Here is a 26,760-nt window from a genome sequence, read left to right on the forward strand (position 1 = left end):
AATAGGAATAATTATTTTATGCGAACCGTGTAGTCCTGATGGATATATGTTGGATAGTCATAAATGGTAAGTGTTAGTGGCTGTTTATAGGCAAGTTTATCTACATAAAATAGTGAATGTTGCGACTTTGGTTCTGAGCCATCCATATAACCACCGACAATATTATGAAGATCTGCTGTCTTGTAGTGATTGCCATCTCCATCTGTAAACTCACCTTCAAATAAGAAATACATCATATTGTCTTTAGCGTCAAGACCACTAAGGGCAAAATCCAGTTTCATATATTTATCGAAGTTCGAGATCTTACTCAGATTAAGTTTCACATCTGGTGATTTTAGTAATTGTCCCTTTTCAGTGTCAATCATGACGGATAATTGATTTTTATCGAGTGCTCGGAACCAGCTTCCCTCAATCATCAATGATTTGGGCTTTTCAAAATACGGACTCTCAAAATGATAAACTTGATGATCCCTTCCCGGGCCCAAACTACCCGATATATTTCTCCAGACAGTGCCTTTATCATCAACTAAATGAATATCACCAGGTCCAAAAATCTGTTTGGAATTATCTTCATCGTAATCCACGTACAAGGAAATACGTAAAGGAGAGACAATTGCTTTGGTAAAGCTGATACTCTGACCTTCAACTTGGATGGTCTCTCCAATGATATACTCACTCTGAAGTTCAGCGAACCTCTCGTGATCAACAGGTATTGTCAGATTAAATTCTGAATTCTTAAGCAGCACATTAAGAACAACTTCATTCGGCAGTGATGTACCTTCGGGTAGTTGAATATCTATTGTTCCGTATGAATACCCGCTTCTTCCTTATTCTCATTCACATCATCCTGATTATTATAACTATAGGATGCCAGTAAAGCTTCACCAGAGATATATGACATAGAGAGGTGGTCAAGTTGAATAACCATATCTTTATCTGATGATTGAATATCGTAGAACACGAGCATCCTCCTTCCGAAATCCGATTCGGAGTTCCTTTAATGCTTTATTCAACCATGTTTTCACTGTACCTTCCGGTCTCTCCAGCAGGTTGGCGATCTCACTTAAGGTCATTTGAAATTAATTATTTAACTGATCGGCCTCTAACGCCATTTTCATGTGAATATTGATAATTCCCTCAAGTTGAGCAACTCGATCTTGAATCTTTGAGTTACAAGGATCCACTTCTAACTGAGACACTAATGATATGAACTGAGGAACCTCCCAGACGCTTCGTAAAGCAGTACTTAAACAGTAACCATATCTAGCTAGTCCCTCGTCCCCCTGCCAACCCATATCTCTCAATCCTTTAATGTATGCTTTGAATAAAGAATTTTGAAAAACTTCGTATTCATGAATGGGTATGATGCCCAAGCTCATATTTACACCAAACATCTTACCAAGGTCTTCACCAATACCTGATATACTCATGAATTGCCAGTCTATTAACACTAATCGACCGCTCTCTGAATGATCCTTGTTTAATAGCATATTCATTTGGCTCAAGTCTTGATGTGCTAACACACGCGGCAAGTTTTCTAATGAAGCTAGCTTATGTTCTATATCTTTAGTAAAACCTTGAAACCATTCCCAAATGCTCAGCACTTTTTCTCTATGTAGTATATTTAAATAAGGTTCTAGAATAGGAGCGTACATTCGACTTGATGTTGTCCATGACTTAAGCCAACCTCTACATATCCATTCCTCATCAGGTATTCCTGTTCCTGTAAGATAACTCCCATTAAACCTTCCTAGCTGACGAGCTATAAAGTTAAATTGTTCTTGAGAGTGGGCATGAATCCCTTCAACATATTCCATCCATAACCAAATCGTACCATCCTGCTGTTCTTCAACAAGATAACTCTTGGCTACTTCAATTGATTCAGGCAGATTATCTAATACCTTTGATTCAAATATAAGTGCTTCCCGACGCCAGTAATTGTGATGTTGAGGTTCTTCTTTCTCTGCACTATCTGGTTTGATCACTTTTAATATAATGGACCACGGTAGCTGCTCATTATTAGTTCTTACGAGGCCATGTAGGTGATAGATACCCGCCGTTGTAAAATTTGGTGTATTATAACCTAAATCATCACAAATGATCGTTAAAGGTTTAAATGCAACTTCCCCAAATATTATTTGCATACAAACATAGATTTGATCCATCTTATTGCGTATAGGTAACCTTGTATTGTTATTTATCAACAGATCCAAACCCCAGGATCCCCCTCACAAAAACTCATATAGTCCCGCATTAAAATATTGAAATACTTCCTTATGATATTTTATACCGATGATATCCATCATAAAATGCTCGTATGTATATAGGATTATCTTCACAACTTTCGATCGCTAAGAATTCATCATAACGTGGGTCTCCCACCGTCATAACTGCTACATCTATGAATGTCTGCACTTCTCCATTAATCACAAGTACATTGTCGGTTGTGCAATCTCCGTGAATCATCGTTTGCTGTACCGACAACGGCTTGTTCAATATTAATTGCTCTAACAATTCTAAGCTACCTTCTGTTTGTCCATGATCAACATAACTTTTCGCCTTAACCAGTTGTCCTTCTAGCCATTCACCTTCATGTTTCATTCATTTCATACACCTCAATTTAATCTCCTTGCACATCTGCTCTCAATTCGCTTGCAACCTCAATCATGATGGGGATCACTGCTTCATTCGTTCCGGATACGTATATATCTCCCTGATAATACCTAAATGGGATCTTAATATCGCCATAGCTCCACATGAAAAAGTCTCCCTCAATAGACATACTCGTTGCTCCAGTCACCGTAAAGACGGGTGTATAGGTAAAATCAGGTTTGATCTCGAAATATTTTTTGCATTCTTCCAAAGATATGGTTTTTTCTGAAATGTCAATTTCCTGAAATTCTCTTGTAATTCGATAGCGTTGATTCATGATGATGCCTCCAATATTATTCTTATAATTCTTTTGTCATAAATACACTATATGGATCCTCTATGTAATTCGAAAACGGCTTACAATATTGAAACCCAACACTAGCATATAGTTTCTTAGCTGGTTCGAAAGCATCCATTGAACCTGTTTCTAAACTTAGACGGCGATAACCACGATTCTTTGCTTCTTGAATGATATGTTCAAGGAGTTGCTTTGCGACACCCTTTCTTAAATATAATGTAGAAGTTCGCATTGATTTGATCTCACCATGTTGACCATCAAGTTCTTTCAGTGCCCCACAGCCAACCAATTCATCATCTTCCCATGCACTCCAGAATGTAACTTCTGGTCTTTTCAATCCCTCTAGATCTAGGGCATGAATACTTTCTGGCGGGGAATGTAATGCCATACTATGTAGATGTTCTCCTAATAATTGGGCCACTTCAGACCCACTTAAGTCATCTAATTTAATTTCCAAAATGATCACTCCATATCTTTATTATATTATAGCTATTATATAGTATAAAAAAAGCACCATCCAGCGAATGGTAACGAACAAGCTTATAGCAAGCATCAGCTCGCCAATCCTATTACTCACGACTGCCCCAAAATCATGTGCATACCTTTTGATATGATACGACTTACTACTATCTTTTATCGCTTCCATTATTGAATACCCTTTCGATCTATCTTTACATGTCCATTCCCATTCTACTAAGATTCTTAATCTACCATCATCCAAATACTCCGGCTTCGATTTACAAATACCTCATTTTCTTTAGTTATTATAATTCCATACCCTCTCCACATGTTCTAACTGATTCTTATTAAATATCATTCTGTAAATATCAGGCTTCGAAGTCGTATTCCAGAAATCGAATCCAAACGTTTCATCGTAGTAATTTATGATAATGGTCATGATATTACCATGTGTACCTATCACTATATTCTTCCCCCGGTATTCCTCTAGGAGGCTCTCCATGATTGGAATTGCTCTTTGTTGTGCTCTGTGCGTAGTTTCTCCACCTTCTAATGCAAAATCTTTATCCACAAAGGATTTACGTATAGCTTCATGTAATACATCCCAGGAAGTTTTGGTTTCCAAGCCTTTTATCGGACGTTCAACGAGTTCTTCGTACTCAACAATATTTAACGACTTCTGTTCAGCTATGTATTGAACGGTCTGTTTGGCTCTAGCGTAGGGACTTGATGCAATAATCAGCCAGCATTTCAGCAACTCGCTTCGCTTCAATCCAACCCTCTTCCGATAGCCCACGTGTTCTCTCCTGTCCAAATTCAAAGGGTGATTCTGCATGCCTCACCATATAGATGTTTGTTTTCATGAATCCTCCTCCAGATCGTAAATTCAGTAATCTTCATTTTCTTGCATATAACACTTATCACTAAGAAATATGCATAGTTATATCTTCTGTAATACGACCAAGATTCCCTTTAAATGGTTCTTTCATTACATATACCAATAACGAAATCCCTAATAATACCATCACCAAAACTCCTGCAATCACGGAGAGTCGAAGTGAAATGATTTCTGCTGCAATACCAAGAGCCACGGTTGCTACCATCATAAATATGGCTTCTATAAACGCATTGATACTACCTACCCTACCCATAACATCCACTGGAATATGATTTTGATAAAATGTAGCGAAACCTGTGTTAACAAAAGCTAAACAACAAGCCAAGACTAAGAATCCAATAGCTGCTATTAAGAATGAACTTGAGAAAGCATAGATCACATACCCAAGACACACGCCCAAGGCTCCTAACCCAATCATCCATAAACCATCCATTTTATTTATAAAAAGAGTGTTCATGATAGCCCCAACGATGATACCTGCCCCTGCAATACTCACAAGAATCCCATATTCACCATCTGTCATATGGAGGACCAAGGTTGCAAATGAAGCTTCAAGTGAGTCCACCGCCGATGCCATTACCACGAATACACTTCCAAATAGAAAACAAATAACCATGATAGATATGTTTCTTCGATAGAATTGTAAAACCGTGTTCCAATCGTCTTTTAATACAGTCATAGTCCCCCTCTGTTCTTGTACTTTCAAGCTCTCGTTCATGGATTGTCTATCCAAGTCTGGCATCAACCATGTAATAATTCCTGAGATCAATAAGGCGATAGCATTAATATAAATGGCGAAGATCGGTGAACCAACTAGAAATAGAATTCCAGCCACCGCTGGGCCCAATAGAAATGCTCCAGAACCAATTAAACTGTTAAGCGAATTAAACCGAGGTCTTTGTTCTGTTGGAATGAGTTGAGTTATGTATGACATGGATGTAGGACCAAACATGGAACCCACCATATTGATTAGAAAAACAAGCATGTATATGTACCCGACCGATGAGAATAAGGGTAAAAGAGTTATCAATATCGCCCTTAATATGTCGAGTATGACCATTAGATTTCGCTTATTTAAGCGGTCAATTAAGCTACCAGACCACACATTCGTGAATATAGTTGCTAATGGTTTCAGAATATAAAGTACCGAGACAGCGAGTGGTGATTGTGTCATGTGTAACACTATTAGGTTAAGTGCGATAAAGTAAATCCAAGATCCCACATTAGATACGCCTATACCAAACAATAACATGGAAGAATATTTCCAATGATCTGACATTATTTTCACTTTCATACGATTCTCCTTTTCGGCACCGACTACTAACAAAAAAATCCCACCCCCAAGACCATAGTCTTGAGGACGAGATTTGATATTCGTGGTACCACCCCAGATTCGTCAATACGTTACCGTATTAACCTCTTCAAGTACGGCAGCTCATAGCGATGCTTATACTCTAACTCTAGAACGGGAGCTCCCGTCAAACCATCCCCCACAAACTAGGTTCCGATATGATACTCATGAATACTCCCGCCACTTACCAACGCTATCGCTTTGGCTGAAGTGGGGGTTTCTGATGTATCATCCAACTTATTTCAGGATGCTTAACACCAGTGGAGTTGACACGTTGATGGTCTGCTTACCATCCAACCCCTCTATCCCATTTGCTCCTTTGGCGGATACGTTTGGGAATACTTTTCGCATAATGTTGGCTGCGCCGTTTACATCGGCATGTACTAAGCCCTTCGTATTCTTATACAGACCCCGATATACCCGTTTGCCTGAGAAGATCCATCTTCCCTCTACACCATAATTCGGCAACGGGTCTTGATCCAGGAAGCTTGCTTTTGAGGTATACGCCTCTTCCGTCAGGATAACGACTATTCCTTGTTCTGTTGCCTTATACTTGATCATCTCGATGAGCATCTGATGGGGAATATGACTGAAGGACTGATTGTTTCGCCGTCCGATTCCGGGCGCTTGCTTCCATCCATCGTTATGACCAATGACGATCGTACCGATGTTGTGCTCCACTGCCAACGTAACGATATGATGACTTACCTTGTGGAACAAGTCTTTGATCCTACGGTGGCGCTTCAAATGAAGCCGTTCTATTCGTCTGGACGTGTACGCTCCTTCACGTGGTTCCTTGCCCTGACGAAGAATGCTGGTATAGTACGCCTTCATCTTGTTGTAATACTGATTAATCGCTTTAACGATCTTGCCCTTCACGATGATCGGTTTTGCTCCGGTGGTCGTGACGATGGTTGCAAGATTATTGACGCCAAGATCAATCGCTAGCACGTGTTCTTGTACCGCTTCCTTCTTCTCGATCGGATAAGCGAAGATCATTTCAACCACATATTGCCCATGGCTTGGGACGACACGTACTTGCATCAGTTGTCCGTCAGTACAGCCCAGTTTGCCAATGTTCAACTGCAACTTGGTCTTTGGAAACTTAAGACATTTCCGTTCCTTGATCAAACAATCTTGATTGGAGAAAATGACTTCCTTCACCTTATTCCGAGAATACCCTGGAATATTAGGCTTGCCGTTGTACTTCTCAGGATGCTGGCGGTAATCCTTGATACTGGCAAAGAAGGCATTCCAATTGTGGAACACCACCTTCATAATTCCCTGACTGCACTGCGTTGGGAGCGCTCGGTAATCGATTTGATTCATCACTTTGAACAAAGCATCCAAGAAATTATAATGAACAAAGGGACTCTCTTTCGAGGGTAGCTTGAACGGATGGGAACAGTTCTTATCTCTTCGCCGTTCGTTCATGACGTCAATATGGGATGCCAGCGTGTCCAGAACTTCCTCTTGCAACGGCTGAAGAGGCTCATTCTTCCCAAAAGCGGTAACAATCTGTCGGATGTAAAAATTGGTCGTGTTATACAGATTTTTGGCATCCTGACATGCTTGATCGAGGTACGCAAACAAGCAATGACCTGGCTTAATCCACACTTGATGGGTTCTGTACATTGACTTTGAATCTGACAAAGTTTCACCCCCTTCCAGTCGCACAATGCGAATGTATGTTCTTGTATAATTATACCTCTAAAGATATAGGAAGGAAAGAACATCTTGTGCGATTATTCAGGAGGTCACCGATTCACCTCGCCACTTATAGAAGTGGGAGTCCTCTCGGCGAAAAATGATAGACTTGTTTCAATAAATCATTCTTTACTCCTTTTCACCCTTTGGAGCTCTCTGCTAAAAAATGAATTTTATTTACTCTTCTATTCATCGCATTTTAAATATTTTAACTATAATACTACGTTATCCACTTAGAATTCAATCATTAGGATACGTCTCTCTTAAGAATTGAACGGATTCCTTTATAAGACTTTTAAGTACCTCAACATCGATGTCTGCGATCTTATTAATATATACACATCCCTTACCAGATGTATGTTTTCCAAAATCCTTTAATAAGAGCTCACGTTCTGTGTCTCCTGTTGCAAAATATAAACTGATTTTTGCCTTCCGCGGTGAAAAACCAACTAATGGAGCATCACCTTCGTGGCCTGATTCATATTTATAGTGATAAGATCCGAAACCAATAATACTAGGACCCCACATCTTTGCTTGAAAGCCAGTCGTTTCAGTAAATATATCTAATAGCTGATAGGCATCTTCACGTTTCTTAAGACTCTCGACATTTTCAATAAACTCAATGATACTGCTTTCAGTTTCTTTTGTTTTCTGCTCATACATGAATGAAAAACCTCCGATCTATAGAGATATCTTTTACAGAGTTATAACGAATCAATTTCATAAAATTGATTCATACCTACACTCATTATATCTTACTATATAATTATATAACCACGTCATAGTTGAAGTTAATTTACGTTGTTGTCGTTCAATATTGTTGGTACAATATTGAAAACAATCCAATTAATCTATATAAGGGCAATGCTTTTCTGGCCATTCCCCCAGAGACAACCCAGTATCTTACCTAGGGTTGTTTTTGTATTCTTATTGATAATGGAGGGTGAACATGACCATGATACAAGAAAAAAGAATGATCTTAACGAAAGATAATTTAATCGAACAATTTAAAAACTGTGGATTAACTGCAGGACAGACCGTATTTATTCATACTTCTTTAAAATCAATGGGATTTGTTGTAGGTGGGGCTGAAACGTTAATACGAGCACTTCTTGAAATTGTGGGTGATAAAGGAACATTAATGATGCCCTCTCAGACATGGAAGAATCTCGATCCAGCCACGGGTGTTCATTGGGAAGAGCCGGTTGAATGGTGGCCTATCATCCGTGATTACTGGCCCGCTTACGATAAAGTAATTACCTCTACCTTAACTATGGGTGTCGTCGCTGAAATGTTTAGAAAGTGGCCTGGAGCCCACCGTTCAGATCATCCCGCAAGATCAATTGCAGCTGTAGGTAGACATGCGGAATATTTAACAGCAGATCATGAATTAAGTAATATTTTTGGAAGCAACTCACCCGTAGATAAATTGTATACATTAGATGGATATATACTATTAATTGGTGTCGGCTATGATAAAAACACATCCCTTCATTTAGCTGAGACTAGAGCAAACTTTCCTACCAAAAAATTTACAGATGAGAGCAGCGCCATTATGATCGATGGGAAGAGATCGTGGATAACTTATACGACCCAAGCAGTTGATGATGCAGATTTCATACAATTAGGCAACGAATATGACAAAGAAAATAACAATAGAATTTATAAAGTAGGCAATGCTGATGTAAGATTTATAAAACAGAGACATCTCATCGATTGGTCTGTCAAGTGGATGGAAAAGCATAGAGTATGAAGTGAAACTTATACTTTCTTATAATTTAAAAAGGATATCCCTCAGCCATAACACTGACTTGGGATATCCTTTCATTAAATCTAACCGATTAACTTCTACCTGTATTACGGAACTTCTGTGTATATGCTTTCGCATCATTCACATTCTTGACGCGATTGCGGCTCCATTCCAACAGGATACGATCAATATATCGAAAATGAATTTTACCTGCAAATACAGCTTCTTTTAAAGCCATGAGGATGAGTTCATCAGCATATTTGTCCTGATCAAGCCATCCAGAGATCGCCTCACATTCCATCGGTGACAAAGGACGTCCAAATTCCTTCTCGAAAATGGAAAACATGTTGAGTTCACCTTCAGGTTCGCTCGTATTTATAAGTGCCGTTTCACGTTGAGCTACAGCTTGTTTCGCCTTGTTCTTGGCATCATTCGCCATACATATACTTAACTTGTCATACAGCCCAGATACGTTATATCGTTCGTATAGAATACCACTTTCCTCATCGAACTCTTCATCAATGCTGAGGAATCCATCCTTCATCAGTTTCTGCAGTGTTAAGGAGATTTCTGTCGTTGTTCCTCCAGTAATCTCCATCATATCTTCTAACATCGGGAATTCTTTATGTTCTACTTGTTTGAAATTCATCAGATGAATGAGCAACAATAGTTCATCATCTTGTAGCTTCAATCTACGATAGTAACGAAAGAGAGCATATGGGAGCACAGCTATTCCTGCCCCCAACCCAGATGAAGCACCCTCAGCCCATGTTCTCCATCCTGAATTATCCATGAGCTTCACCTCTTCAACTTAAGGATAAAGACGATACAACGTACGTGGGAAGGCAATTGTCTCACGCACATGATCAAGTCCGCAAATCCAGGCTACAGTACGCTCTAGTCCTAGACCGAAACCAGAATGCGGGACAGATCCATATTGACGTAGATCCATGTACCATTGATATGTGTCTAATGACAATCCATGTTCCTTGAATCGTTCTTCAAGTAGTGCTTGGTCATCAATACGCTGTGATCCACCGATGATTTCACCATATCCTTCAGGTGCGATCATATCAGCACAGAGTACAACTTCAGGTCGGTTAGGATCTGGTTTCATATAGAATGCTTTGATTCCAGCTGGATAATGCGTAATAAATACGGGTTTATCATAACTTTCAGCAATAGCAGTCTCATGAGGTGCGCCGAAATCATCACCCCAAGGAATATCGAATCCTTTTTCATGTAGGAATTCTATAGCATCATCGTAAGTTATACGTGGGAATGGTGCTTGAATTTGTTCAAGTTTCGAAATGTCACGACCTACAGTTTCTAATTCTGTACGACAATTTTTCAAGACTGATTGTACAACATGACTGATAAAGTTCTCTTGTACACGTAGACTTTCCTCATGATCGGTAAAAGCCATCTCAGGCTCAATCATCCAGAATTCAATGAGGTGACGACGTGTCTTTGACTTCTCGGCACGGAATGTCGGCCCGAAGGAATAGACTTTGCCTAACGCCATTGCTGCAGCTTCCATATACAATTGACCACTTTGAGTTAGATAGGCATCTTCATCAAAGTATTTGGTATGGAAAAGATTCGTTGTTCCTTCTGCAGAAGTAGGTGTTAGGATTGGTGGATCTACCAAGGTGAATCCGTTAGTATCAAAGAACTGGCGTACTGAACGAATAATCTCTGCACGGATAACTAGTATCGCACGTTGTTTATTCGAACGAAGCCATAAATGCCGATGATCCATTAAGAAATCTACGCCATGTTCTTTAGGTGTAATCGGATAATTCTCAGTGATGTGTATCACTTCTATACCCGTAACCGTCATTTCATACCCCGATGCACTTCTTGGTTCTTCACGGATAACTCCTGTCACATACAAAGAACTTTCTTGTGTTAGACTTTTGGCATCATCCCATACCTGTTCAGATACCTCGCTCTTGACAATAACTCCTTGAATATAACCTGTTCCGTCACGCAACTGTAAAAATTGAATTTTACCGCTAGAACGCTTATTGTTAATCCAGCTTCCAATGGTTACAGTTTCTCCTACATGTTGATTCACATCACGAATCACGCTTTTCGTGGACATACATTAATCTCTCCCTTATGAACAATAAGTTCATTAATAAGACTATTTCGATTCATTAACGATACGGTAAGTATCCCGAGCAATAACCAATTCCTCATTGGTTGGTACGACTAACACCTTCACCTTAGAGTTAGCAGTTGAGATCAAACGTGGTTCGCCTGAACGAATAGCATTCAATGCATCATCAATTTCAACACCTAGATATGTTAAATTCTCGCATACTTTCTCACGAACTACGACAGAATTTTCACCAACACCAGCTGTAAATACAATAACGTCAACACCATTCATTGCCGCAGCGTAAGAACCAATATATTTACGCATACGATATTCATACATTTCAAAAGCTAATGTACAATTCGGATCGCCTTCTGCCAAGCCATCTGTTATCTCTCTCATGTCACTGCTAACACCAGATATCGCTAGAAGCCCACTATGTTTATTCAACATAGAATTAACTTCATTGACAGTCAATTCTTCTTTATTCATAACATACGGCACAATAGCTGGATCGAGGTCTCCACTACGAGTTCCCATCATCAATCCCTCTAATGGTGTCATTCCCATTGAAGTATCAACAGAATGTCCACCTAGAACAGCCGTTATACTTCCTCCGTTACCGATATGACAAGTAATGATCTTCAAGTCCTCAATTGATTGCCCTAAGAATTCAGCTGCTGCTTTACTTACATATTCATGCGAAGTACCATGGAAGCCGTAACGACGTACTTTGTATTTGTTATAAAGTACTTTAGGTATCGCATATAGATATGCCTTTTTAGGCATATCTTGATGGAAGGCGGTATCGAATACAACAACCATTGGAATTCCCGGCATGTTTGCTTCTGAGGCTGTAATCCCCATCATCGCTGCCGGATTGTGTAGTGGTGCTAAATCGATCAATCGGCGAATTTCCGACTTCGCATTATCATCAACGAGAGCAGATGCCTTAAATGATTCTCCCCCATGGACTACACGATGACCTACAGCATCTATTTCATCTATGGATTCGATCACACCGTGCTCTGAGTCTGTCAGCATAGCAAGTACTTTACGAATAGCAGTATTATGCTCTAAGATCTCTTTGACCTCAGTTACTTCCTGACCTCCAGTAGGTTTATGATTAAGGATGGAAGACTCCATTCCAATGCGCTCTACAAGACCTTTTGCCAGAACCGACTCATCAGTCATATCGTATAATTGATATTTCAAAGAAGAACTTCCTGAATTAATAACTAGAACTTTCATATTCTGTCACCATCCTTGTCATACGTAAAGAATCCTTCACCTGTTTTAACCCCTAAATTCCCAGCACGAACCATCTTCTTAAGAATGGTTGAAGGACGATATTTCAATTCGCCAAATTCACGGAACATTCTTTCAAGTGCTGCAAGTACAGAATCAAGCCCGAAACGATCTGCCATTTCAAGTGGACCATTCTGGAATTGATATCCAATACGCATAGCATCATCGATATCCTCAGCAGATGCTACTCCTTCTTGAAGAATATGTAGTGCTTCATTAATTAATAAACAAATTAAACGAGAAGTAACAAATCCAGGGGATTCATAGATCATAACACCCTTCTTATTAACTATTTCTTCAACAAAACGTTTTGTTTCTACAAAAGTAATTTCTGATGTTTTCAATCCACGAATAATTTCAACTAAATCCACTTTTCCTACGGGATGGATGAAATGCATACCAATTACACGTTCTGGATACATCGTGGAACTTGCAAGTTCAGTTAAACTAAGTGTAGAAGTATTACTTGCAAGAATTATATTATTAGGACAAACTTGGTCCAATTGTGCAAAAACTTCTTTTTTCGCTTCTATATCTTCATAAATGGCTTCAATAACCATGTCACAAGTACCTAATTCAGCGAAATGAACCACCTTTTGAATTCTGCTAAGAATCAATTTCTTCTCAGTTTGAGTAATTCCCCATTTCTCAAGCTGTTTGTCGAGGCTCATTTCGATCATATGATAAGAATAATCTAATTTTTCTGCAGTTTTCTCAACTAACAATACATCAATGCCCTTTGCAGCCAGCATTTCAGCAATTCCTTGCCCCATCGTGCCGCCGCCGATGACACCTATTTTTTTGAATAACATATGGTATGCTACTCCCTTTCTCTGCTTATATTTTGGTGTTGTACTATTCTTGTCGAATAATACACATTCACCACTCCAACATCTAATAATATCTTAGCACGGATCAAAAGTAAAAAAAAATAACCAGCATCATGTTTTATGCTGGTAATTGTGAAGATTCATTGAATAGATATCGAAATTGTTCTCCAGATAGGTTTTCCTCTTTCATAAGGATATCTAATGATTGATCAAATATATTTCGATGTTGCTCAAGAGTCTCTCTTGTTCGTGTCATTAATTGTTCTAATATGACATTATTTTCTTTCATCAATTCTTCTGTTGTTACCATTTCTAGCTTCACAATCCCTAATGATGTTAATCCAGACTTCATCATCGTTTGGACGATATTTAATGCTTGTTCGAAATCATTACTTGATCCAGTACTACGCCCACCATAATATATTTCTTCTGAGGCAGCCCCACCAAGAGCAATCATGATCTGTTCTTCTAGATATGATTTCGTATAGAGGTACTGCTCCTCTTGAGGATTGTGACGAACATATCCAAGGGCTTGACCTCGTGGACTAAGGGCCACTTGACTAACACTACCTGGACGTACAATCTCAGCCATAATAGCATGCCCTAATTCATGAATGGCAACTCTCTTTTTCTCTTCCTGTGTAGAGTCACGATCCGTTTTCTCACCCATCATCACTTTATCAATTGCCATGGATAAATGCTGCTGCTCTATTTCTGACTTATTCTCTCTCATCATGTATATTGCTGCTTCATTCATCACACTTTCAAGCTGAGCTCCCGAGAAGCCATATGACTCTTCAGCAATTTTATCCAAATTAGTGTCTATATGAATGGGTTTATTCTTAGCATGTATTCCGAGAATATGTTTGCGCCCTTTTTTATCCGGTAAATCAACCTGAATATGTCGATCGAATCGTCCAGGACGAAGGAGCGCGCTATCTAACATTTCCTTACGGTTCGTTGCAGCTATGATGAGTATTCTTGGACTTTCATTATCGTATATACCGTCCATCTCTGTTAATAGCTGATTTAAAGTCTGGTCATACTCACGTTGCTGACCACCTTCACGTTTACCACCTATAACGTCAATCTCATCAATAAAAATAACGGCGCTTTTCTTCTTTTCTTTAGTTGCACGAGTGCGTGCATCGCGGAATAAATCACGAACTCTACCCGCTCCAACACCAACGTACATTTCAACAAATTCACTACCTGCGACTGCAGTAAATACAGAATCAGTATATTGACTGGCTGCTTTTGCGAGTAATGTTTTCCCTGTTCCTGGAGGTCCTGTTAGTAAGATTCCTTTCAAAGGTCGAATTCCAAATTTCTGAATTTCTTCATGTCGGATGAGAAAATCTAATGCTTCCATCAATTCCTCTTTGGGATGCTCTTGCCCCCCAATCTCATCAAAGGTCAGCTTACTTGGAAGTTTCTTCTTACGCTTCCGGTCAGCCATTGCTCCAACAGCAACTCCACCTCGATTATTCATAAAAAACAATAATCCTGCCACTAGCACTCCTGCTAATAGAATGGGAACAATATTCACACCAATATAGCCAAGAAAGATTAGCAATACTGGAATAAATCCGATAAGCACTTCTTTGATCCACTTAGGCATTATTCCACACCTCCAACACTTCAGGTTCACGTGGCAGAATGATAAACTTACTTCCCTCACCATCGGTTAGGCCAACATACACGTTTTTGTCATCCATTTCTGTGGTCACCTGCACCGTTGAATCTTGTTCCATCTCTTGTAATTTCTCAACGATCTGAGTATAGCGTCTATTCTCCATTGCTTCGGCTACAGGAAATAGTGCTTCATCCCAGAAGTCATCTAAAGCATCATTCGAATGATCAACCACATCAAGTTTTAATGTTCTTCCATCAATGATTGATTTACCTTCTGAATTAATTTGTTGAACTAGCCCTGACAATTTCGTACCCGGCTCCACATCAATCTTTACTACAACCTCATTGGGACTTATTTCTAGTGTTGATTGATTGATACCTTCATAATGGTTAACAATATTTTCAAGTGGGGTTTGTTGAGCTACCTGGCGAAACGTAAACCATCCGCCAAATAGAAGTCCACCTGAAATAATCACAGTTAACACAACCGGAATGATACGTATTTTCATCCAACAATCTCCTCTCGTATAAATGCGTATTGTAAATACAAATAATAGTATATATAATCGTATATCATTTCGTATATCAAAATAACATAAATAAGTATATCACATCGTATACACTTTTTTTCTGAAAAAATATGGTTTTTTTAACACAACAAGTACTTCCTTATATTTCAAAATAACCAGCTGAATCATTCTTTTTAGAATGGCTCAGCTGGTTATTTTTTATCGATTTGGCAATGTGAATTGTTCACCTATTTGTTGACCATCACTAAAGCGATAGAAGCGATAGTTATAATGATCTTGATCTTTGTAAAATACTTGCCACACAGCACGCCCATTAAATAATCCCAATTCCAATTGGATATCTTTCGTATCCGGGAGTTCCCGTTGAATGATACTCATCATTTGACTTCTCGATAATCCATCTTCAAGTAATTCACTTTTAATGGCTCCAGAAGTAACATTCACTTCCTGATCACTCGTGAATGGGACCCAGACGATCATATGCTGATCTTCCTCATTTTGCCCTTCGATAACCCATACCACATCATTCCAGACCGATTTAGAAGTACGAGTCACTTTGATTAATTCACTATGCTGCTTAGCTGCGACAATTGCTATTTCTTCTTGTCTCCATTGGTCTTGCATAATGTATATATAATATCGGTAGAGCCCGAATAATAGAACGGCTATGATAACAATAATTAACCAAATCAGCTTCTTTTTATTCTTTTTCAACCCGAACTTCCTTTCTTCAGGGATCAGGAATAACTCATATCCTAACGGTTGAGTAATCCTTCAAAAGCAGATTGTGCTTCATGACGAATACGTTCTTCGTCTAAAGTTAGACAAGCTCCATTCTTCACAACTTGTTTACCATTTACCCACACATGTTCTACATCTTTACTACACGCAGAATAGATCGCATGCGAAATGAAATCTGTTCGAGGTATGAAATGTGCCTGATCTGTATTTATTGCAATAAAATCCGCTTTCATCCCTGGAGCCAAAGATCCAACTGAATCGAGAAATAATGATTTCGCACCGTAAATAGTCCCCATTCGTAAAGCTTCAGCCGCAGGAATAGCAGTAGGATCTCCAGAAATCCCTTTATGAATAAGAGCAGCTAGACGCATCTCTTCAAACATATCTAAGTTATTATTACTAGCAGGTCCATCTGTTCCTAACGATACAGTAACTCCTGCTTTTAACAAATCTGTAATACGCGCAATACCGCTTGCTAATTTCAAATTACTACCTGGATTATGTGAGACACCTACGTTATACTTTGCTAGAATCTCAATTTCTTCATCGGTTAAATGTACTCCATGAGCCACAATAGAAGGACGTGTAAACATACCTAACTTCTCTAAGTGTTGAACAGGTCTGAGACCATAATCAGCGACATTCTGCGCGACTTCACTTCGTGTCTCCGACATATGTGTATGCATTGGAATATCAAGATCATGTGCAGCCTGAACAAATTGTGTGAAGAAATCTGGTGGGCATGTATATGGTGCATGTGGTGACATCATCGTTGTGATTCGACCCTCTGCTTGTCCATTCCAATCCTTAGCAAAGTTGATTGCTTCCTGAAGTTTCTGTCTTTGAACCTCTTCAGAGCATAAACCGATGACACCTCTAGTAAGTACAGCACGAATACCTGACTCTTGAACTACATTCGCTACTTGGTCCATATGATCATACATATCTAGAAACGTCGTAGTTCCACCCTTAAGCATTTCTAATACAGAAAGAGACGATCCCCAGTAGACATCTTTAGAAGTGAATTTCTCTTCCATTGGCCACATTTTCTCTTGCAACCAAATTTGAAGAGCCAGATCATCACCATATCCTCTAAGTAATGACATAGCAGCATGTCCATGTGTATTTACGAGACCTGGCAAGAATAATAGATTATTCCCATCAATAACTGGAATTTCTTCATCAATGGATGGCTTCTCTTCACCAATATATGTGATTAGATCATTCTCAATAAGCATATACCCTTTAACAATCGACTGCTTATTGTTTAGAATAGTAAAAGTACCATTCTTAATCATCCATTTCTTCGTTGTACTATTCACCATCAGTGGAATCTTCCTTTCCTTCTTCCAAATAATACGCCAAACTAAGCATTTCCGTTGTAAAATCAGCAGCGTGAATACGAACATGCGGTGGAGTCTTTAATATAATAGGTGCAAAATTAAGAATAGCTGCAATACCCGCTTCGATAAGTTGATTTGCAACCTGCTGCGCTTCATACTCAGGTACTGTAATAATTCCGATTCTAATATTGTGATTCTTAATCGTATCATAAAGTTCATCCATAGGTTGAACTTTCAAAGTGTTGATTTGTGTGCCTACCTTAGGTTCGTATGCATCAAATACAGCAACAATTTTTAAATTTTCTTTCAAATAAGCATTATAGTTAGAAAGAGCGTGTCCCAAGTTACCTGCACCCACTAGAACAACATTAATCTGTTGATCTAAATTGAGGATATGACGGATTTTCTCTATGAGATAAGCCACATCATACCCAATCCCCTTCCGACCGAAATCGCCGAAATAAGCAAGATCCTTACGAATTTGAGCCGGGTTCAAATCAAGCTTTTGACCAAGTTCTTGTGAAGAGACTGTTGACACTTCTCGTCTCTGAAGTTCGGAAAGATAACGCCAATAAATAGGTAATCTACGAACGACAGCTTCTGAAATTTTTTCAGATTTCATATTTGCTCCTCCTCATAATTAGTGTTCACATATGAAATAACTTTAGGTTTATTAGCGGGAATCGTCTTGTAACCATTCAGAAATACGTGGAACCATTTGATTCGTTGGCATATGTTCCATTTTGGGACCAGGTAAAGAATATAAGAAATACTTTCCATAATATGATTCAATCACACGTGTATCATAGACTATGACGATTCCTCGATCATTCGCTGTACGTACTAAACGGCCAAAACCTTGTTTGAAACGAATGACTGCTTGCGGAACGGAAAGCTTCATAAAAGGATTTTTCTTTTGTTGTTGTAATAATTCACTCTTCGCTTCCACAAGTGGATGGTTCGGAGGTTGAAAGGGCAGTCGTACGATAGCCAGACAAGTTAACGCTTCACCTGGAATATCTACCCCTTCCCAAAAGCTACTTGTGCCAAGTAATACTGAAGCACTACTGTCTTGGAATCGACGAATCAACTTAGTTCTACTTCCATTGTCCACTCCTTGACCAATCACTGCAATATCTGTGGATGATAAGGCTTTAGTTAACGGTTCATGGACCTGTCGTAGCATCCGATATGAAGTAAATAATACTAACATACGTCCATGCGTAGCTATCGCGGTGTCAGCCAACGACTTCACTAATGTTTCAACAAAGAGTGCATCACCTATGCTCCCTTTCACACTTGGGAAATCACGTGGAATAACTAATAAGGCTTGATCTCGATAACGGAATGGTGATGGAAGCATGACTGTATTCACTTGATCCTTGTCTGCCGCCTCTTGAAGTCCCAAATTCTCGATCATATACTGGAAAGACTTATCGATAGAAAGTGTTGCAGAAGTTAGAATAATACTCTTCTTTTTATCAAAGAATACTTCCTTCAATTGCTTACTAACATCAATAGGAACGGCATACATTTGTAATGACTTACTACGATAGTGGCCATTAGCCTCCATCCAATATACATTCGTTACATCGTTTAGTGAGATAAAGAAATGCAGGTCTTCTCGTTGAGTTGCTAAATCTTTCACAAGACCACTTACATCTGTAAGGAGGCTTTCTAATTGTTGGTCATCAAGATTCTCTCTGATTTCATTTATCATTTTATCAGCATTACGGATAACTTCACCTAACGAAACATAAATTTGATTCTCTATTGCTGCTAGTTCTTCCCAATCTTTTGGCTTCTTTGAAGGTTGTAAGCGAAGGACAAATTGTCCCGTTTCTCCAGGTGCAGCATCACTTCGCTCAGGTAGCAGTGTAAACAGCATGTCACTTAATCGGTCCCAATGCTCCTTCACTTCAACTAAATCACCACTCATACGATCAATCAGTACAGCCCAATCCTGAGATTTCTCATTAAACGATTGGCGAAGTTGATCTCGTAGAACAGGGAATTGTCCATTTCGGTTATCTTTGTACAGTCGTACAAGGGTGTGGATCACATTGAAATACCTCATATGTAGCCCTAAATGTTTACCTGCAACATCTTCTAAGTGATGAGCTTCATCAACGACTAAATACTCATAAGCAGGCAATAATTGATGACCCGCTTTCACATCCGTGAACAATTTAGAGTGGTTAGTAATGACAACATCCGCAATACTCGCTTCATGTTTAGCTCGATGATAATAACATTTACGGAACCAAGGACAGGCCCGACCCAGACAAGAATCCGAATCACTGGACACTGTTTCCCAGAAATCCGCACCACGACCGACAAGATTTAATTCTTCATCATCACCTGTCAAAGTCTGCGTTAACCATACGATCATTTGTGCAGCTATAAGCATATCCTCTTTAGGATTACTGAAGTCTCTAGTATTTATTTTATGTTCAAATTTTCTCAAACACAAATAATGTTGTCTACCCTTAAAAACGGCAGCTTTAAATGGAAAGGGTATTACTTGAGTTAACAGTGGAATATCACGTTCACGTAACTGCTCTTGAAGGTTAATCGTATGCGTGCTGATCATAACTTTCTGCTCACGCTTCACACTTTGATAGATAGCAGGAATCAAATATCCTAGTGATTTACCAGTACCTGTTCCAGCTTCTATAAGTAGATGCTTTTCATCCTGTAGTGCTTTCATTACTTCATTGAACATCATGTTTTGTGATTCTCGTGCTTCATACTGAGGCATCAATGTGCGAAGTTGGTCTTGAATTTTCTCAAGGTACTCATTGAATTCCATATTCTTTAATGGATTATCGTCTGCATCATCTCGTGGCGCTGAAATATCCGTCCAATCTTCAACTGCTAATGCCAAGCGACGATAAAATGTATGTTTCTCCAAGTCCTGTGCGGGCTCTTTCTCTTTCTCACGACACAAAACATCGAAGAACCAAGCTAAATCACTATCATCATCACCAAATATTTCATTAATTCTTTGTAAGCTAATAAGCGGAAGACTAATTAATTCGTCTAAGCATTTCAGTAACACATGCGCAGTTGCTAATGCATCACTATCGGCTTGATGCGGTCGATCATGCTGAATACCGAATTGTGAAGTAACTAGACCTAATTGATATGTCGATAATGAGGGAAAACTTATTTTTAGCAAATCTATGGTGTCTAACAACCGACCAGCGAATGGTAAATAACCACATCGATCGAGTGCGTTCTGCAAAAAATTAAAATCGAAGGCAATATTATGACCTACCAAAACAACATCATCTAACAGTGGAACTAACTCCATCAACATTTCTTCTAATGAAGGAGCATTCTCAACATCACCAGCTGTGATGCCTGTTAATTGACTTATAAAAGGAGGAATAGATATCCCGGGATTAACAAATGATCCATATACTTGTGATATTGATAGATCTTCCTCAATAATGGCAAGCCCCACTTGAATGATCTCATCCGTGGACTGGTTGCCCGTAGTTTCAAAGTCCAGTACAGCAAATTTCATGTTCAATTATTCCCTTTCAATCCAGTCTCATTTTACAGCATAACAGAAGATTTAAATTTATTCATTAATTTGAATTATGAAATTGTATGCAGAAGATGGAATAGTTCTCTAATATGTTGAAAAAAAAGGCGATGCTCTGTTGCTTTCGCTTAACAGGCATCGTCTTCTATAGGATGTCCTTACTTTAAAATAATGAAATAAGCTGACTTCCATATTGAAGTTGACCATGATTGTGGGAACACACCTGTAAATTAACTAGTGGATCAGGCATGGTCGGATCATTCTGTAAAGCCAACGCAAAGTACTCCTGAGCTTTAGATGTATCCGATAATTTGACGTGAATACATCCTAAAGCGTTATAGATCATTGCTTTTAAACGATTATGCTCTGCCATAGGAAGAATCCTGTGAAATTGTACAAGAGCTTCGCTTGTCTCCTCTAAATGAAGATGGGCCATAGCAATATATAGTCTGGCGAGCACGCTGTCAGGCATTTCGTTAACAATATTAGAAAATTGCTGGATCGATTGACGAAACATCAGTAATTTGAAATACCCTTGACCGCGTATGAAGGACTCCATCTCCATTTCAGGTGTTGCAGCTAAAGAAAACACAGGTGAGAGTACCATATATTCTCGGAATGTGCTCATTTTCTCTTCAAAACAGAGCCATTCCTCAATAATTCCATCACTCATCGCTTTAAGCATATTCCACCTTTGAAGCAAAAGTTGCTTTTGAGTCTCTTGTGCTGTTGGGTAATGCTTGACAATTTCCTCTAACATGTCGTTCATTTCAGCGAATACATGTTGAAACATGACCTGCATCCCACCTTCAACAATCATAATATTAGTGCAAACTTACTAATATCATTTTTTGTTTAAGTGGACCTTTTCATTCGTTGTTTCCATACATTGCATCAATTCACATAACCCATGGTTTACAGAATCGTCGCATGCACTTCTTTATCCATTAATTGAACAGGTTTATTGTTCTCATCAACGAATACAACTGTTGGCTTATGTGATTGTAAGCTTTCCTCAGACATAACAGCATACGAAATAATAATAACCGTATCCCCAGGTTGAACTAACCGTGCAGCTGCTCCATTAAGGCATATAACTCCACTATCCCTTGGACCAGGAATAGCGTACGTTTCCAAGCGTGCACCATTATTATTATTTACGATCTGAACTTTTTCATTTTCGAGAATATTTGCCGCTTCCATTAAATCCTCATCTATAGTAATACTTCCAACATAATTTAAATTCGCTTCAGTAACTGTTGCTCGGTGAATTTTAGATTTCATCATATGTCTAAACAATTGAAAAAGCCCCCTTTGGCATAAATAACATATTATCAATAAGTCGAGTTGTTCCAAACTTCACAGCAAGCGCAATTATTATTTGAGATTCAACCTCTGTCACAATGGCATTATCGGCCACTGGAATCAATTCAGGAAATGTCAGCACTTCTATATAATCGATCTTTGCGAGTGGCGAACTCTGAATCATAGATAATATCTTCTCACGCAATTCAGATGCTGTTACAGACTTGCTATCATTAAATGCCACCTCCGCATCGCGAAGGGAACGAGAGAGCACAAGGGCCTGTTTACGTTCTTCTGTGTTTAAATAAACATTTCTGGAGCTGAGTGCTAGTCCATCCTCTTCTCTTACAATCGGACATGGAACAATCTCCACATTGATATTCAAATCCATAACCATCTGTTGAAGTACAGCAACTTGTTGAGCATCTTTCTGTCCAAAAAAGGCGAATTGAGGTTGCACAATGTTGATCAATTTACTTACAACAGTCGTCACACCATCAAAATGTCCCGGACGAGATGCTCCACATAGACGATCGGTTCGTTCAGACACTCTAATTTTGGTTTTTGTCGGTTGAGGATACATTTCAGCAACTGTGGGTATAAAAACAATATCGACACCTTGTTTTTCAGCTAACGCTAAATCACGTTCTTCATTACGTGGGTATGTCTCATAATCTTCACCAGGTCCAAATTGGATTGGATTGACAAAGATACTAACAACGACTACATCAGCGAATTCACGTGCACGAGTCATCAGACTCGCATGTCCATTATGGAGGAATCCCATAGTTGGTACTAATCCAATCTTTGCATTATGCTGACTGCTTACTCTATATTGTTGTAACTCATGTTTTAATTCAGAAATGGATCTAATAACTTTCATGCTTACTCCTCCTTTGATGTATCACTACCATAAAGGGAATCTAATACTTGTTCATCCGCTGTGAAGACATGTTCCGCAGATGGGAAAGAGCGCTCCTTCACTTCTTTAACATAATTCCCTAACCCTTCACGAATTACTGAACCAATGTCCGCATAAGTTTTGACAAAACGTTTCTCCATATAAGGTGATGCATATTGTAAAATATCATGGAATACCAACACTTGTCCATCACAATATCGCCCTGCACCAATACCGATGGTCGGAATGGATAATTCCTTGGAAATGGCTTCAGCCACCTGCTCAGTGACCAGTTCTAATACAATCCCAAAAGCTCCTGCCGCTTCTAACGCTTTAGCTTCATCCATTAGCCGTTGAGCATCCTTAGCGTCTTTTCCTTGAATGCGATATCCACCAATTTGATTCACCGATTGTGGGGTCAGACCAATATGTCCCAGTACAGGAACACCCGATTTCACAATTGCCTCAACGGTAGGGCATATTTCTTTTCCACCCTCCATTTTGACAGCATGGGCATGACCCTCTTGCATAATCTTCCGTACACCACGTAAAGTTTCATCTATACTTCCATGATAAGTCATAAATGGCATATCTGTTACGATAAAAGTATTTTCCGCACCTCTAGCCACCGCACGAGAATGATACACCATGTCCTCCAAGGTTACTGGAATGGTTGAGTTATAGCCAAGTACGACATTTCCTAATGAATCACCGACAAGTATGATGTCCACATTCGCTTCCTCTGACAACTTAGCTGATGGATAATCGTAAGCTGTAACCATACTTATAGGAATTCCATCCTTTTTCATTTTTTTAATTTTCACAATATTTAGCATTGATTTTCTTGACATATAATCCGTGCTCCCTTCTTCATTAACAAAACAAAAAAACCTTTTAGCTTTTCCACTAAAAAGGTCCGATAGTCAAAAAAGAGTCACTTTCGATCGTCCCTTCTGTCTCGGTCCTTTCGGCTCAGAGCAGAATCCAACGTACTCACGATATACAGTAAGTAATGTTTAATACAAATAAACCATGTAACATAAGTGCAGTTCGATTCATATCGATACCGCCTCAGACACAGTATACCAAACCATATCGTATTTTACACTATTTAAGTTTGACATCTCCAGAGATCACAGGCTTGATTTCACCCATCCCCATATCTACAAGCAATGCACCACTTGAGTCTAAACCAACTGCTATACCTTCTTGTATGCCTTGATGCGAGTGAACAATAACCTCTTCGTTAAGATTCAACGACAATGCTTCCCATAAATTTATGATCGGACGAAAACCTTTCTGTTGGTAGATTTGATACAATGTTTCGAACTCTTCCATGACCGCAGCGATCAATAATGTTCGATTGACTGTGCTTCCACTCTCTATCTTTAAAGATGTAGCAATTGTCTTTAACTCATCAGGATAATCGTTATCATCCACATTGACACTAATGCCTATCCCTGCAATACAATAACGCATGACATTATCTTCTATAGCCGACTCCAATAAAATACCACAAATTTTCCGTTTCTGAATCAGAATATCGTTGGGCCACTTAATTCCAACCTCTAATCCTGTCACTTGTCTAATGGCTCGACAGACGGCAACACCTGTAAGAAGGGTTAGTTGTGATGCGAACTTCAAAGGTTGCTGTGGTCTAAGGATCAAGCTCATCCAGATCCCCTTCCCATAAGGAGAGAACCATTTCCGACCCAGTCGCCCTTTCCCCCCAGTCTGTTCCTCCGCAATAATAAGCGTACCTTCAGCCGCACCTTGCTCTGCTCTTCTTCGCGCATCCTCTTGTGTAGAGAACGTCGTCTTTATTACCTCCACCTTAGACCCCATAACCGTTGTATGAATAGCATTAGTTAATGTCAGTGGGTCAAGAAAATCTGGTGACACTATAATTCGATACCCTTTATGTGAAATTGCCTCAAATTCATATCCTAAGCTTCTTAATTTATTTATTTTTTTCCATACTGCCGTTCGACTAATCGATAATCTCCGACTGATTTCTTCACCCGATATAAATTCATTTTCCGCTTCAAGTAACATACTCAACAAAGTATCATCAACCATGATTCTTATTCACCCGCTTCATTTCATCCATTAAAGATTCTTTAGTATTCTCGACGATTCCTGCAGATACAACTAATAATAAATGTTGAAGCATTTCTCTTAGCCAAGGTCCTGAAGGCATCTTCAAAGTCTGCATGATGTCTCCACCTGACACAACTAATTGTTTCAGATGGTGAATTCTCATTTGACTTGTCCAAACCGCCAAAATGGTTAAATCATATGTGGACACAACACGTCTATGCTCAGGAATTACACCTTGTATTTCTAACCATCCTTTAGCAGTTGCCAATCCTGATTGTAGAACGATACTGATCCAGGATAATCTCTGTGAATCATCCAAGCTTATGAGATTATTTGTTTCAAATAGAAATCGAACTTGCTCATCTATGTCAATCAGACTACTGATATCATCTTTTTTCTGATTACTGAATGTCCATTTCTTTAAGTATGTTCTCGCTTCATTGCCATTGAAATTCCCTGCATAAAGTAATAACCCCCATCTAAGATGAACAGATTCAGCACTTAACTCATGAATTCTTGATAATAATTCAGAATCAAATCGCGAACACAATACAGGTACTTTCGCAAATTCTAATAAGCGACTACGATTTAATAATTCAAACCCTCTTAATGGGTCCTCCCCACTCATCACCTTCTCAATCTCAACACGAATCCGTTCCATTGCTATGTATTGGAGATGACTCCGTTGAGTGCATAGTCCCTTCCATGTATTCTTTGCGATAGAATATCCGAATACAGATGCAAAACGAACACAACGTACCATTCGCAATGCATCCTCATCGAAACGCTCAAGTGGGTTTCCTACACAACGGATTTTGCCTCTACGTGTATCCATTAAACCATCGAAAGGGTCAATATATGTACCGTCCAAATCTCTAGCAATCGCATTCATCGTAAAGTCACGACGTTGCAAATCCTCTTTAATATCTTTGACAAAAGTGACTTCGTCAGGACGTCGATGATCGATGTATGTCCCTTCCACTCGATAAGTAGTGACCTCAAATGGTTGACCTTCCATCATAACCGTTATTGTTCCATGTTGGATTCCTGTAGGAATCGTATGCTCGAATAACCTGATGATCTCTTCAGGATGCGCCGATGTCGTCAAATCCATATCATGGACAGCACGACCCATTAATTCATCACGAACGCAACCGCCTACCCAATAGGCTTCGAAGCCGTGAGCATGTAACGTTTGAAGAATAACTTCACTTTGTTTCGCCATACTTACATCCGCATGTTTCCATTTCACCAATGATAGCTACCTCCACCATTACAACCTCAGGCTTTCCAAA

Annotated in this window: 30 protein-coding genes; 1 reads left to right on the top strand and 29 read right to left on the bottom strand. The window is 39.2% G+C overall.

The window, feature by feature from the left end; genetic code table 11:
• Positions 1 to 11 precede the first annotated feature (11 nt).
• The 13 genes from LPB68_RS03140 to LPB68_RS03180 all read right to left on the bottom strand — a co-directional run bounded on the left by LPB68_RS03140 (position 12) and on the right by LPB68_RS03180 (position 8,028).
• A complete protein-coding gene (locus tag LPB68_RS03140; RefSeq protein ID WP_068657960.1) occupies positions 12 to 746 on the bottom strand; it encodes a DUF5643 domain-containing protein in 735 nt (244 codons plus the stop codon).
• A 50-nt stretch (positions 747 to 796) separates the two neighbouring features.
• Entirely contained in the window at positions 797 to 961 is a 165-nt protein-coding gene (locus LPB68_RS22650) for a hypothetical protein (RefSeq protein ID WP_157756188.1), read from the bottom strand.
• A complete protein-coding gene (locus tag LPB68_RS22655; RefSeq protein ID WP_418303816.1) occupies positions 933 to 1,073 on the bottom strand; it encodes a sigma factor-like helix-turn-helix DNA-binding protein in 141 nt (46 codons plus the stop codon). The genes LPB68_RS22650 and LPB68_RS22655 overlap by 29 nt, the downstream gene beginning before the upstream one ends.
• A gap of 6 nt (positions 1,074 to 1,079) precedes the next feature.
• Positions 1,080 to 2,213: a phosphotransferase gene (locus LPB68_RS03145; RefSeq protein WP_068657958.1), complete on the bottom strand. Its 1,134-nt coding sequence runs from the start codon at positions 2,211 to 2,213 to the stop codon at positions 1,080 to 1,082.
• Positions 2,214 to 2,274: 61 nt separating this feature from the next.
• Positions 2,275 to 2,601 (bottom strand): phosphotransferase, encoded by a 327-nt coding sequence (locus LPB68_RS03150; protein ID WP_068657956.1) that lies wholly within the window; start codon positions 2,599 to 2,601, stop codon positions 2,275 to 2,277.
• Between the two features lie 19 nt (positions 2,602 to 2,620).
• Positions 2,621 to 2,929 carry a hypothetical protein gene (locus LPB68_RS03155; protein WP_068657955.1) on the bottom strand — a complete coding sequence of 103 codons (309 nt, stop codon included), beginning with the start codon at positions 2,927 to 2,929 and terminating at the stop codon, positions 2,621 to 2,623.
• A 22-nt stretch (positions 2,930 to 2,951) separates the two neighbouring features.
• The gene (locus LPB68_RS03160; RefSeq protein WP_068657953.1) at positions 2,952 to 3,407 is read right to left on the bottom strand and encodes a GNAT family N-acetyltransferase; all 456 of its coding nucleotides are present in this window, start codon (positions 3,405 to 3,407) and stop codon (positions 2,952 to 2,954) included.
• A 21-nt stretch (positions 3,408 to 3,428) separates the two neighbouring features.
• Positions 3,429 to 3,695, bottom strand: coding sequence for an avidin-fold protein (locus LPB68_RS23940; RefSeq protein WP_472462596.1), 267 nt, complete (start codon positions 3,693 to 3,695; stop codon positions 3,429 to 3,431).
• 12 nt (positions 3,696 to 3,707) lie between these two features.
• On the bottom strand, positions 3,708 to 4,181 hold the full coding sequence (locus LPB68_RS03165) for a histidine phosphatase family protein (protein ID WP_232510211.1): 474 nt from the start codon (positions 4,179 to 4,181) through the stop codon (positions 3,708 to 3,710).
• Positions 4,123 to 4,272: a hypothetical protein gene (locus LPB68_RS23315; protein ID WP_232510210.1), complete on the bottom strand. Its 150-nt coding sequence runs from the start codon at positions 4,270 to 4,272 to the stop codon at positions 4,123 to 4,125. The genes LPB68_RS03165 and LPB68_RS23315 overlap by 59 nt, the downstream gene beginning before the upstream one ends.
• Before the next feature lie 60 nt (positions 4,273 to 4,332).
• Positions 4,333 to 5,595, bottom strand: coding sequence for an MFS transporter (locus tag LPB68_RS03170; protein WP_418303829.1), 1,263 nt, complete (start codon positions 5,593 to 5,595; stop codon positions 4,333 to 4,335).
• A gap of 300 nt (positions 5,596 to 5,895) precedes the next feature.
• On the bottom strand, positions 5,896 to 7,293 hold the full coding sequence (locus LPB68_RS03175) for an RNA-guided endonuclease InsQ/TnpB family protein (protein WP_068658668.1): 1,398 nt from the start codon (positions 7,291 to 7,293) through the stop codon (positions 5,896 to 5,898).
• 312 nt (positions 7,294 to 7,605) lie between these two features.
• Entirely contained in the window at positions 7,606 to 8,028 is a 423-nt protein-coding gene (locus LPB68_RS03180; RefSeq protein ID WP_068657951.1) for a DUF1801 domain-containing protein, read from the bottom strand.
• Between the two features lie 286 nt (positions 8,029 to 8,314).
• Here LPB68_RS03180 and LPB68_RS03185 point away from each other — a divergent pair, with 286 nt between their 5' ends.
• The gene (locus tag LPB68_RS03185; protein WP_068657949.1) at positions 8,315 to 9,118 is read left to right on the top strand and encodes an AAC(3) family N-acetyltransferase; all 804 of its coding nucleotides are present in this window, start codon (positions 8,315 to 8,317) and stop codon (positions 9,116 to 9,118) included.
• A gap of 88 nt (positions 9,119 to 9,206) precedes the next feature.
• On the opposite strand, the gene LPB68_RS03190 is transcribed toward LPB68_RS03185, so the two are convergent.
• The 16 genes from LPB68_RS03190 to LPB68_RS03265 all read right to left on the bottom strand — a co-directional run bounded on the left by LPB68_RS03190 (position 9,207) and on the right by LPB68_RS03265 (position 26,717).
• Positions 9,207 to 9,908: a DnaD domain-containing protein gene (locus LPB68_RS03190; RefSeq protein ID WP_068657946.1), complete on the bottom strand. Its 702-nt coding sequence runs from the start codon at positions 9,906 to 9,908 to the stop codon at positions 9,207 to 9,209.
• 18 nt (positions 9,909 to 9,926) lie between these two features.
• Positions 9,927 to 11,222, bottom strand: coding sequence for an asparagine--tRNA ligase (asnS, locus tag LPB68_RS03195; protein ID WP_068657944.1), 1,296 nt, complete (start codon positions 11,220 to 11,222; stop codon positions 9,927 to 9,929).
• Between the two features lie 42 nt (positions 11,223 to 11,264).
• Positions 11,265 to 12,470, bottom strand: a complete 1,206-nt coding sequence (locus LPB68_RS03200) for an acetate/propionate family kinase (RefSeq protein ID WP_068657942.1) — start codon at positions 12,468 to 12,470, stop codon at positions 11,265 to 11,267.
• Positions 12,467 to 13,339 (bottom strand): 3-hydroxyacyl-CoA dehydrogenase family protein, encoded by an 873-nt coding sequence (locus LPB68_RS03205; RefSeq protein WP_068657940.1) that lies wholly within the window; start codon positions 13,337 to 13,339, stop codon positions 12,467 to 12,469. Before LPB68_RS03205 ends, LPB68_RS03200 begins: the two co-directional genes overlap by 4 nt.
• Positions 13,340 to 13,475: 136 nt before the next feature.
• A complete protein-coding gene (locus LPB68_RS03210; protein ID WP_068657938.1) occupies positions 13,476 to 14,978 on the bottom strand; it encodes an AAA family ATPase in 1,503 nt (500 codons plus the stop codon).
• On the bottom strand, positions 14,971 to 15,501 hold the full coding sequence (locus LPB68_RS03215; RefSeq protein ID WP_068657936.1) for a hypothetical protein: 531 nt from the start codon (positions 15,499 to 15,501) through the stop codon (positions 14,971 to 14,973). Before LPB68_RS03215 ends, LPB68_RS03210 begins: the two co-directional genes overlap by 8 nt.
• A 219-nt stretch (positions 15,502 to 15,720) precedes the next feature.
• Positions 15,721 to 16,236: a cell wall elongation regulator TseB-like domain-containing protein gene (locus tag LPB68_RS03220; protein WP_068657935.1), complete on the bottom strand. Its 516-nt coding sequence runs from the start codon at positions 16,234 to 16,236 to the stop codon at positions 15,721 to 15,723.
• Between the two features lie 41 nt (positions 16,237 to 16,277).
• Positions 16,278 to 17,588 (bottom strand): amidohydrolase, encoded by a 1,311-nt coding sequence (locus LPB68_RS03225; protein WP_068657933.1) that lies wholly within the window; start codon positions 17,586 to 17,588, stop codon positions 16,278 to 16,280.
• The gene (locus LPB68_RS03230; RefSeq protein WP_068657931.1) at positions 17,578 to 18,228 is read right to left on the bottom strand and encodes a redox-sensing transcriptional repressor Rex; all 651 of its coding nucleotides are present in this window, start codon (positions 18,226 to 18,228) and stop codon (positions 17,578 to 17,580) included. Before LPB68_RS03230 ends, LPB68_RS03225 begins: the two co-directional genes overlap by 11 nt.
• A gap of 51 nt (positions 18,229 to 18,279) precedes the next feature.
• Positions 18,280 to 21,138, bottom strand: coding sequence for an ATP-dependent DNA helicase DinG (dinG, locus tag LPB68_RS03235; protein ID WP_068657929.1), 2,859 nt, complete (start codon positions 21,136 to 21,138; stop codon positions 18,280 to 18,282).
• A gap of 184 nt (positions 21,139 to 21,322) precedes the next feature.
• Positions 21,323 to 21,952 (bottom strand): tetratricopeptide repeat protein, encoded by a 630-nt coding sequence (locus tag LPB68_RS03240; protein ID WP_068657927.1) that lies wholly within the window; start codon positions 21,950 to 21,952, stop codon positions 21,323 to 21,325.
• Between the two features lie 122 nt (positions 21,953 to 22,074).
• Positions 22,075 to 22,458, bottom strand: coding sequence for an aspartate 1-decarboxylase (panD, locus tag LPB68_RS03245; protein ID WP_068657926.1), 384 nt, complete (start codon positions 22,456 to 22,458; stop codon positions 22,075 to 22,077).
• Positions 22,451 to 23,347 carry a pantoate--beta-alanine ligase gene (gene panC, locus LPB68_RS03250; protein WP_068657925.1) on the bottom strand — a complete coding sequence of 299 codons (897 nt, stop codon included), beginning with the start codon at positions 23,345 to 23,347 and terminating at the stop codon, positions 22,451 to 22,453. Before panC ends, panD begins: the two co-directional genes overlap by 8 nt.
• A 2-nt stretch (positions 23,348 to 23,349) precedes the next feature.
• Positions 23,350 to 24,216, bottom strand: a complete 867-nt coding sequence (gene panB / locus LPB68_RS03255) for a 3-methyl-2-oxobutanoate hydroxymethyltransferase (protein WP_068657924.1) — start codon at positions 24,214 to 24,216, stop codon at positions 23,350 to 23,352.
• 256 nt (positions 24,217 to 24,472) lie between these two features.
• Positions 24,473 to 25,444 (bottom strand): biotin--[acetyl-CoA-carboxylase] ligase, encoded by a 972-nt coding sequence (locus tag LPB68_RS03260; protein ID WP_068657923.1) that lies wholly within the window; start codon positions 25,442 to 25,444, stop codon positions 24,473 to 24,475.
• Positions 25,437 to 26,717: a CCA tRNA nucleotidyltransferase gene (locus LPB68_RS03265; protein WP_232510230.1), complete on the bottom strand. Its 1,281-nt coding sequence runs from the start codon at positions 26,715 to 26,717 to the stop codon at positions 25,437 to 25,439. Before LPB68_RS03265 ends, LPB68_RS03260 begins: the two co-directional genes overlap by 8 nt.
• Between the last annotated feature and the right edge of the window lie 43 nt (positions 26,718 to 26,760).

The organism is Paenibacillus crassostreae (assembly GCF_001857945.1).
In the GTDB taxonomy this organism is placed as follows: domain Bacteria; phylum Bacillota; class Bacilli; order Paenibacillales; family Paenibacillaceae; genus Paenibacillus_AQ; species Paenibacillus_AQ crassostreae.

Coding starts and splice junctions, on each gene's coding strand:
- LPB68_RS22655 (WP_418303816.1), bottom strand. CDS start 1,073: ATGACCTTAAGTGAGATCGCCAACCTGCTGGAGAGACCGGAAGGTACA.
- LPB68_RS03150 (WP_068657956.1), bottom strand. CDS start 2,601: ATGAAACATGAAGGTGAATGGCTAGAAGGACAACTGGTTAAGGCGAAA.
- LPB68_RS03155 (WP_068657955.1), bottom strand. CDS start 2,929: ATGAATCAACGCTATCGAATTACAAGAGAATTTCAGGAAATTGACATT.
- LPB68_RS23315 (WP_232510210.1), bottom strand. CDS start 4,272: ATGAAAACAAACATCTATATGGTGAGGCATGCAGAATCACCCTTTGAA.
- LPB68_RS03175 (WP_068658668.1), bottom strand. CDS start 7,293: ATGTACAGAACCCATCAAGTGTGGATTAAGCCAGGTCATTGCTTGTTT.
- LPB68_RS03180 (WP_068657951.1), bottom strand. CDS start 8,028: ATGTATGAGCAGAAAACAAAAGAAACTGAAAGCAGTATCATTGAGTTT.
- LPB68_RS03185 (WP_068657949.1), top strand. CDS start 8,315: ATGACCATGATACAAGAAAAAAGAATGATCTTAACGAAAGATAATTTA.
- LPB68_RS03190 (WP_068657946.1), bottom strand. CDS start 9,908: ATGGATAATTCAGGATGGAGAACATGGGCTGAGGGTGCTTCATCTGGG.
- asnS (WP_068657944.1), bottom strand. CDS start 11,222: ATGTCCACGAAAAGCGTGATTCGTGATGTGAATCAACATGTAGGAGAA.
- LPB68_RS03200 (WP_068657942.1), bottom strand. CDS start 12,470: ATGAAAGTTCTAGTTATTAATTCAGGAAGTTCTTCTTTGAAATATCAA.
- LPB68_RS03205 (WP_068657940.1), bottom strand. CDS start 13,339: ATGTTATTCAAAAAAATAGGTGTCATCGGCGGCGGCACGATGGGGCAA.
- LPB68_RS03210 (WP_068657938.1), bottom strand. CDS start 14,978: ATGCCTAAGTGGATCAAAGAAGTGCTTATCGGATTTATTCCAGTATTG.
- LPB68_RS03215 (WP_068657936.1), bottom strand. CDS start 15,501: ATGAAAATACGTATCATTCCGGTTGTGTTAACTGTGATTATTTCAGGT.
- LPB68_RS03225 (WP_068657933.1), bottom strand. CDS start 17,588: ATGGTGAATAGTACAACGAAGAAATGGATGATTAAGAATGGTACTTTT.
- LPB68_RS03230 (WP_068657931.1), bottom strand. CDS start 18,228: ATGAAATCTGAAAAAATTTCAGAAGCTGTCGTTCGTAGATTACCTATT.
- dinG (WP_068657929.1), bottom strand. CDS start 21,138: ATGAAATTTGCTGTACTGGACTTTGAAACTACGGGCAACCAGTCCACG.
- LPB68_RS03240 (WP_068657927.1), bottom strand. CDS start 21,952: ATGTTTCAACATGTATTCGCTGAAATGAACGACATGTTAGAGGAAATT.
- panC (WP_068657925.1), bottom strand. CDS start 23,347: ATGAAAGTTATTAGATCCATTTCTGAATTAAAACATGAGTTACAACAA.
- panB (WP_068657924.1), bottom strand. CDS start 24,216: ATGTCAAGAAAATCAATGCTAAATATTGTGAAAATTAAAAAAATGAAA.
- LPB68_RS03260 (WP_068657923.1), bottom strand. CDS start 25,444: ATGGTTGATGATACTTTGTTGAGTATGTTACTTGAAGCGGAAAATGAA.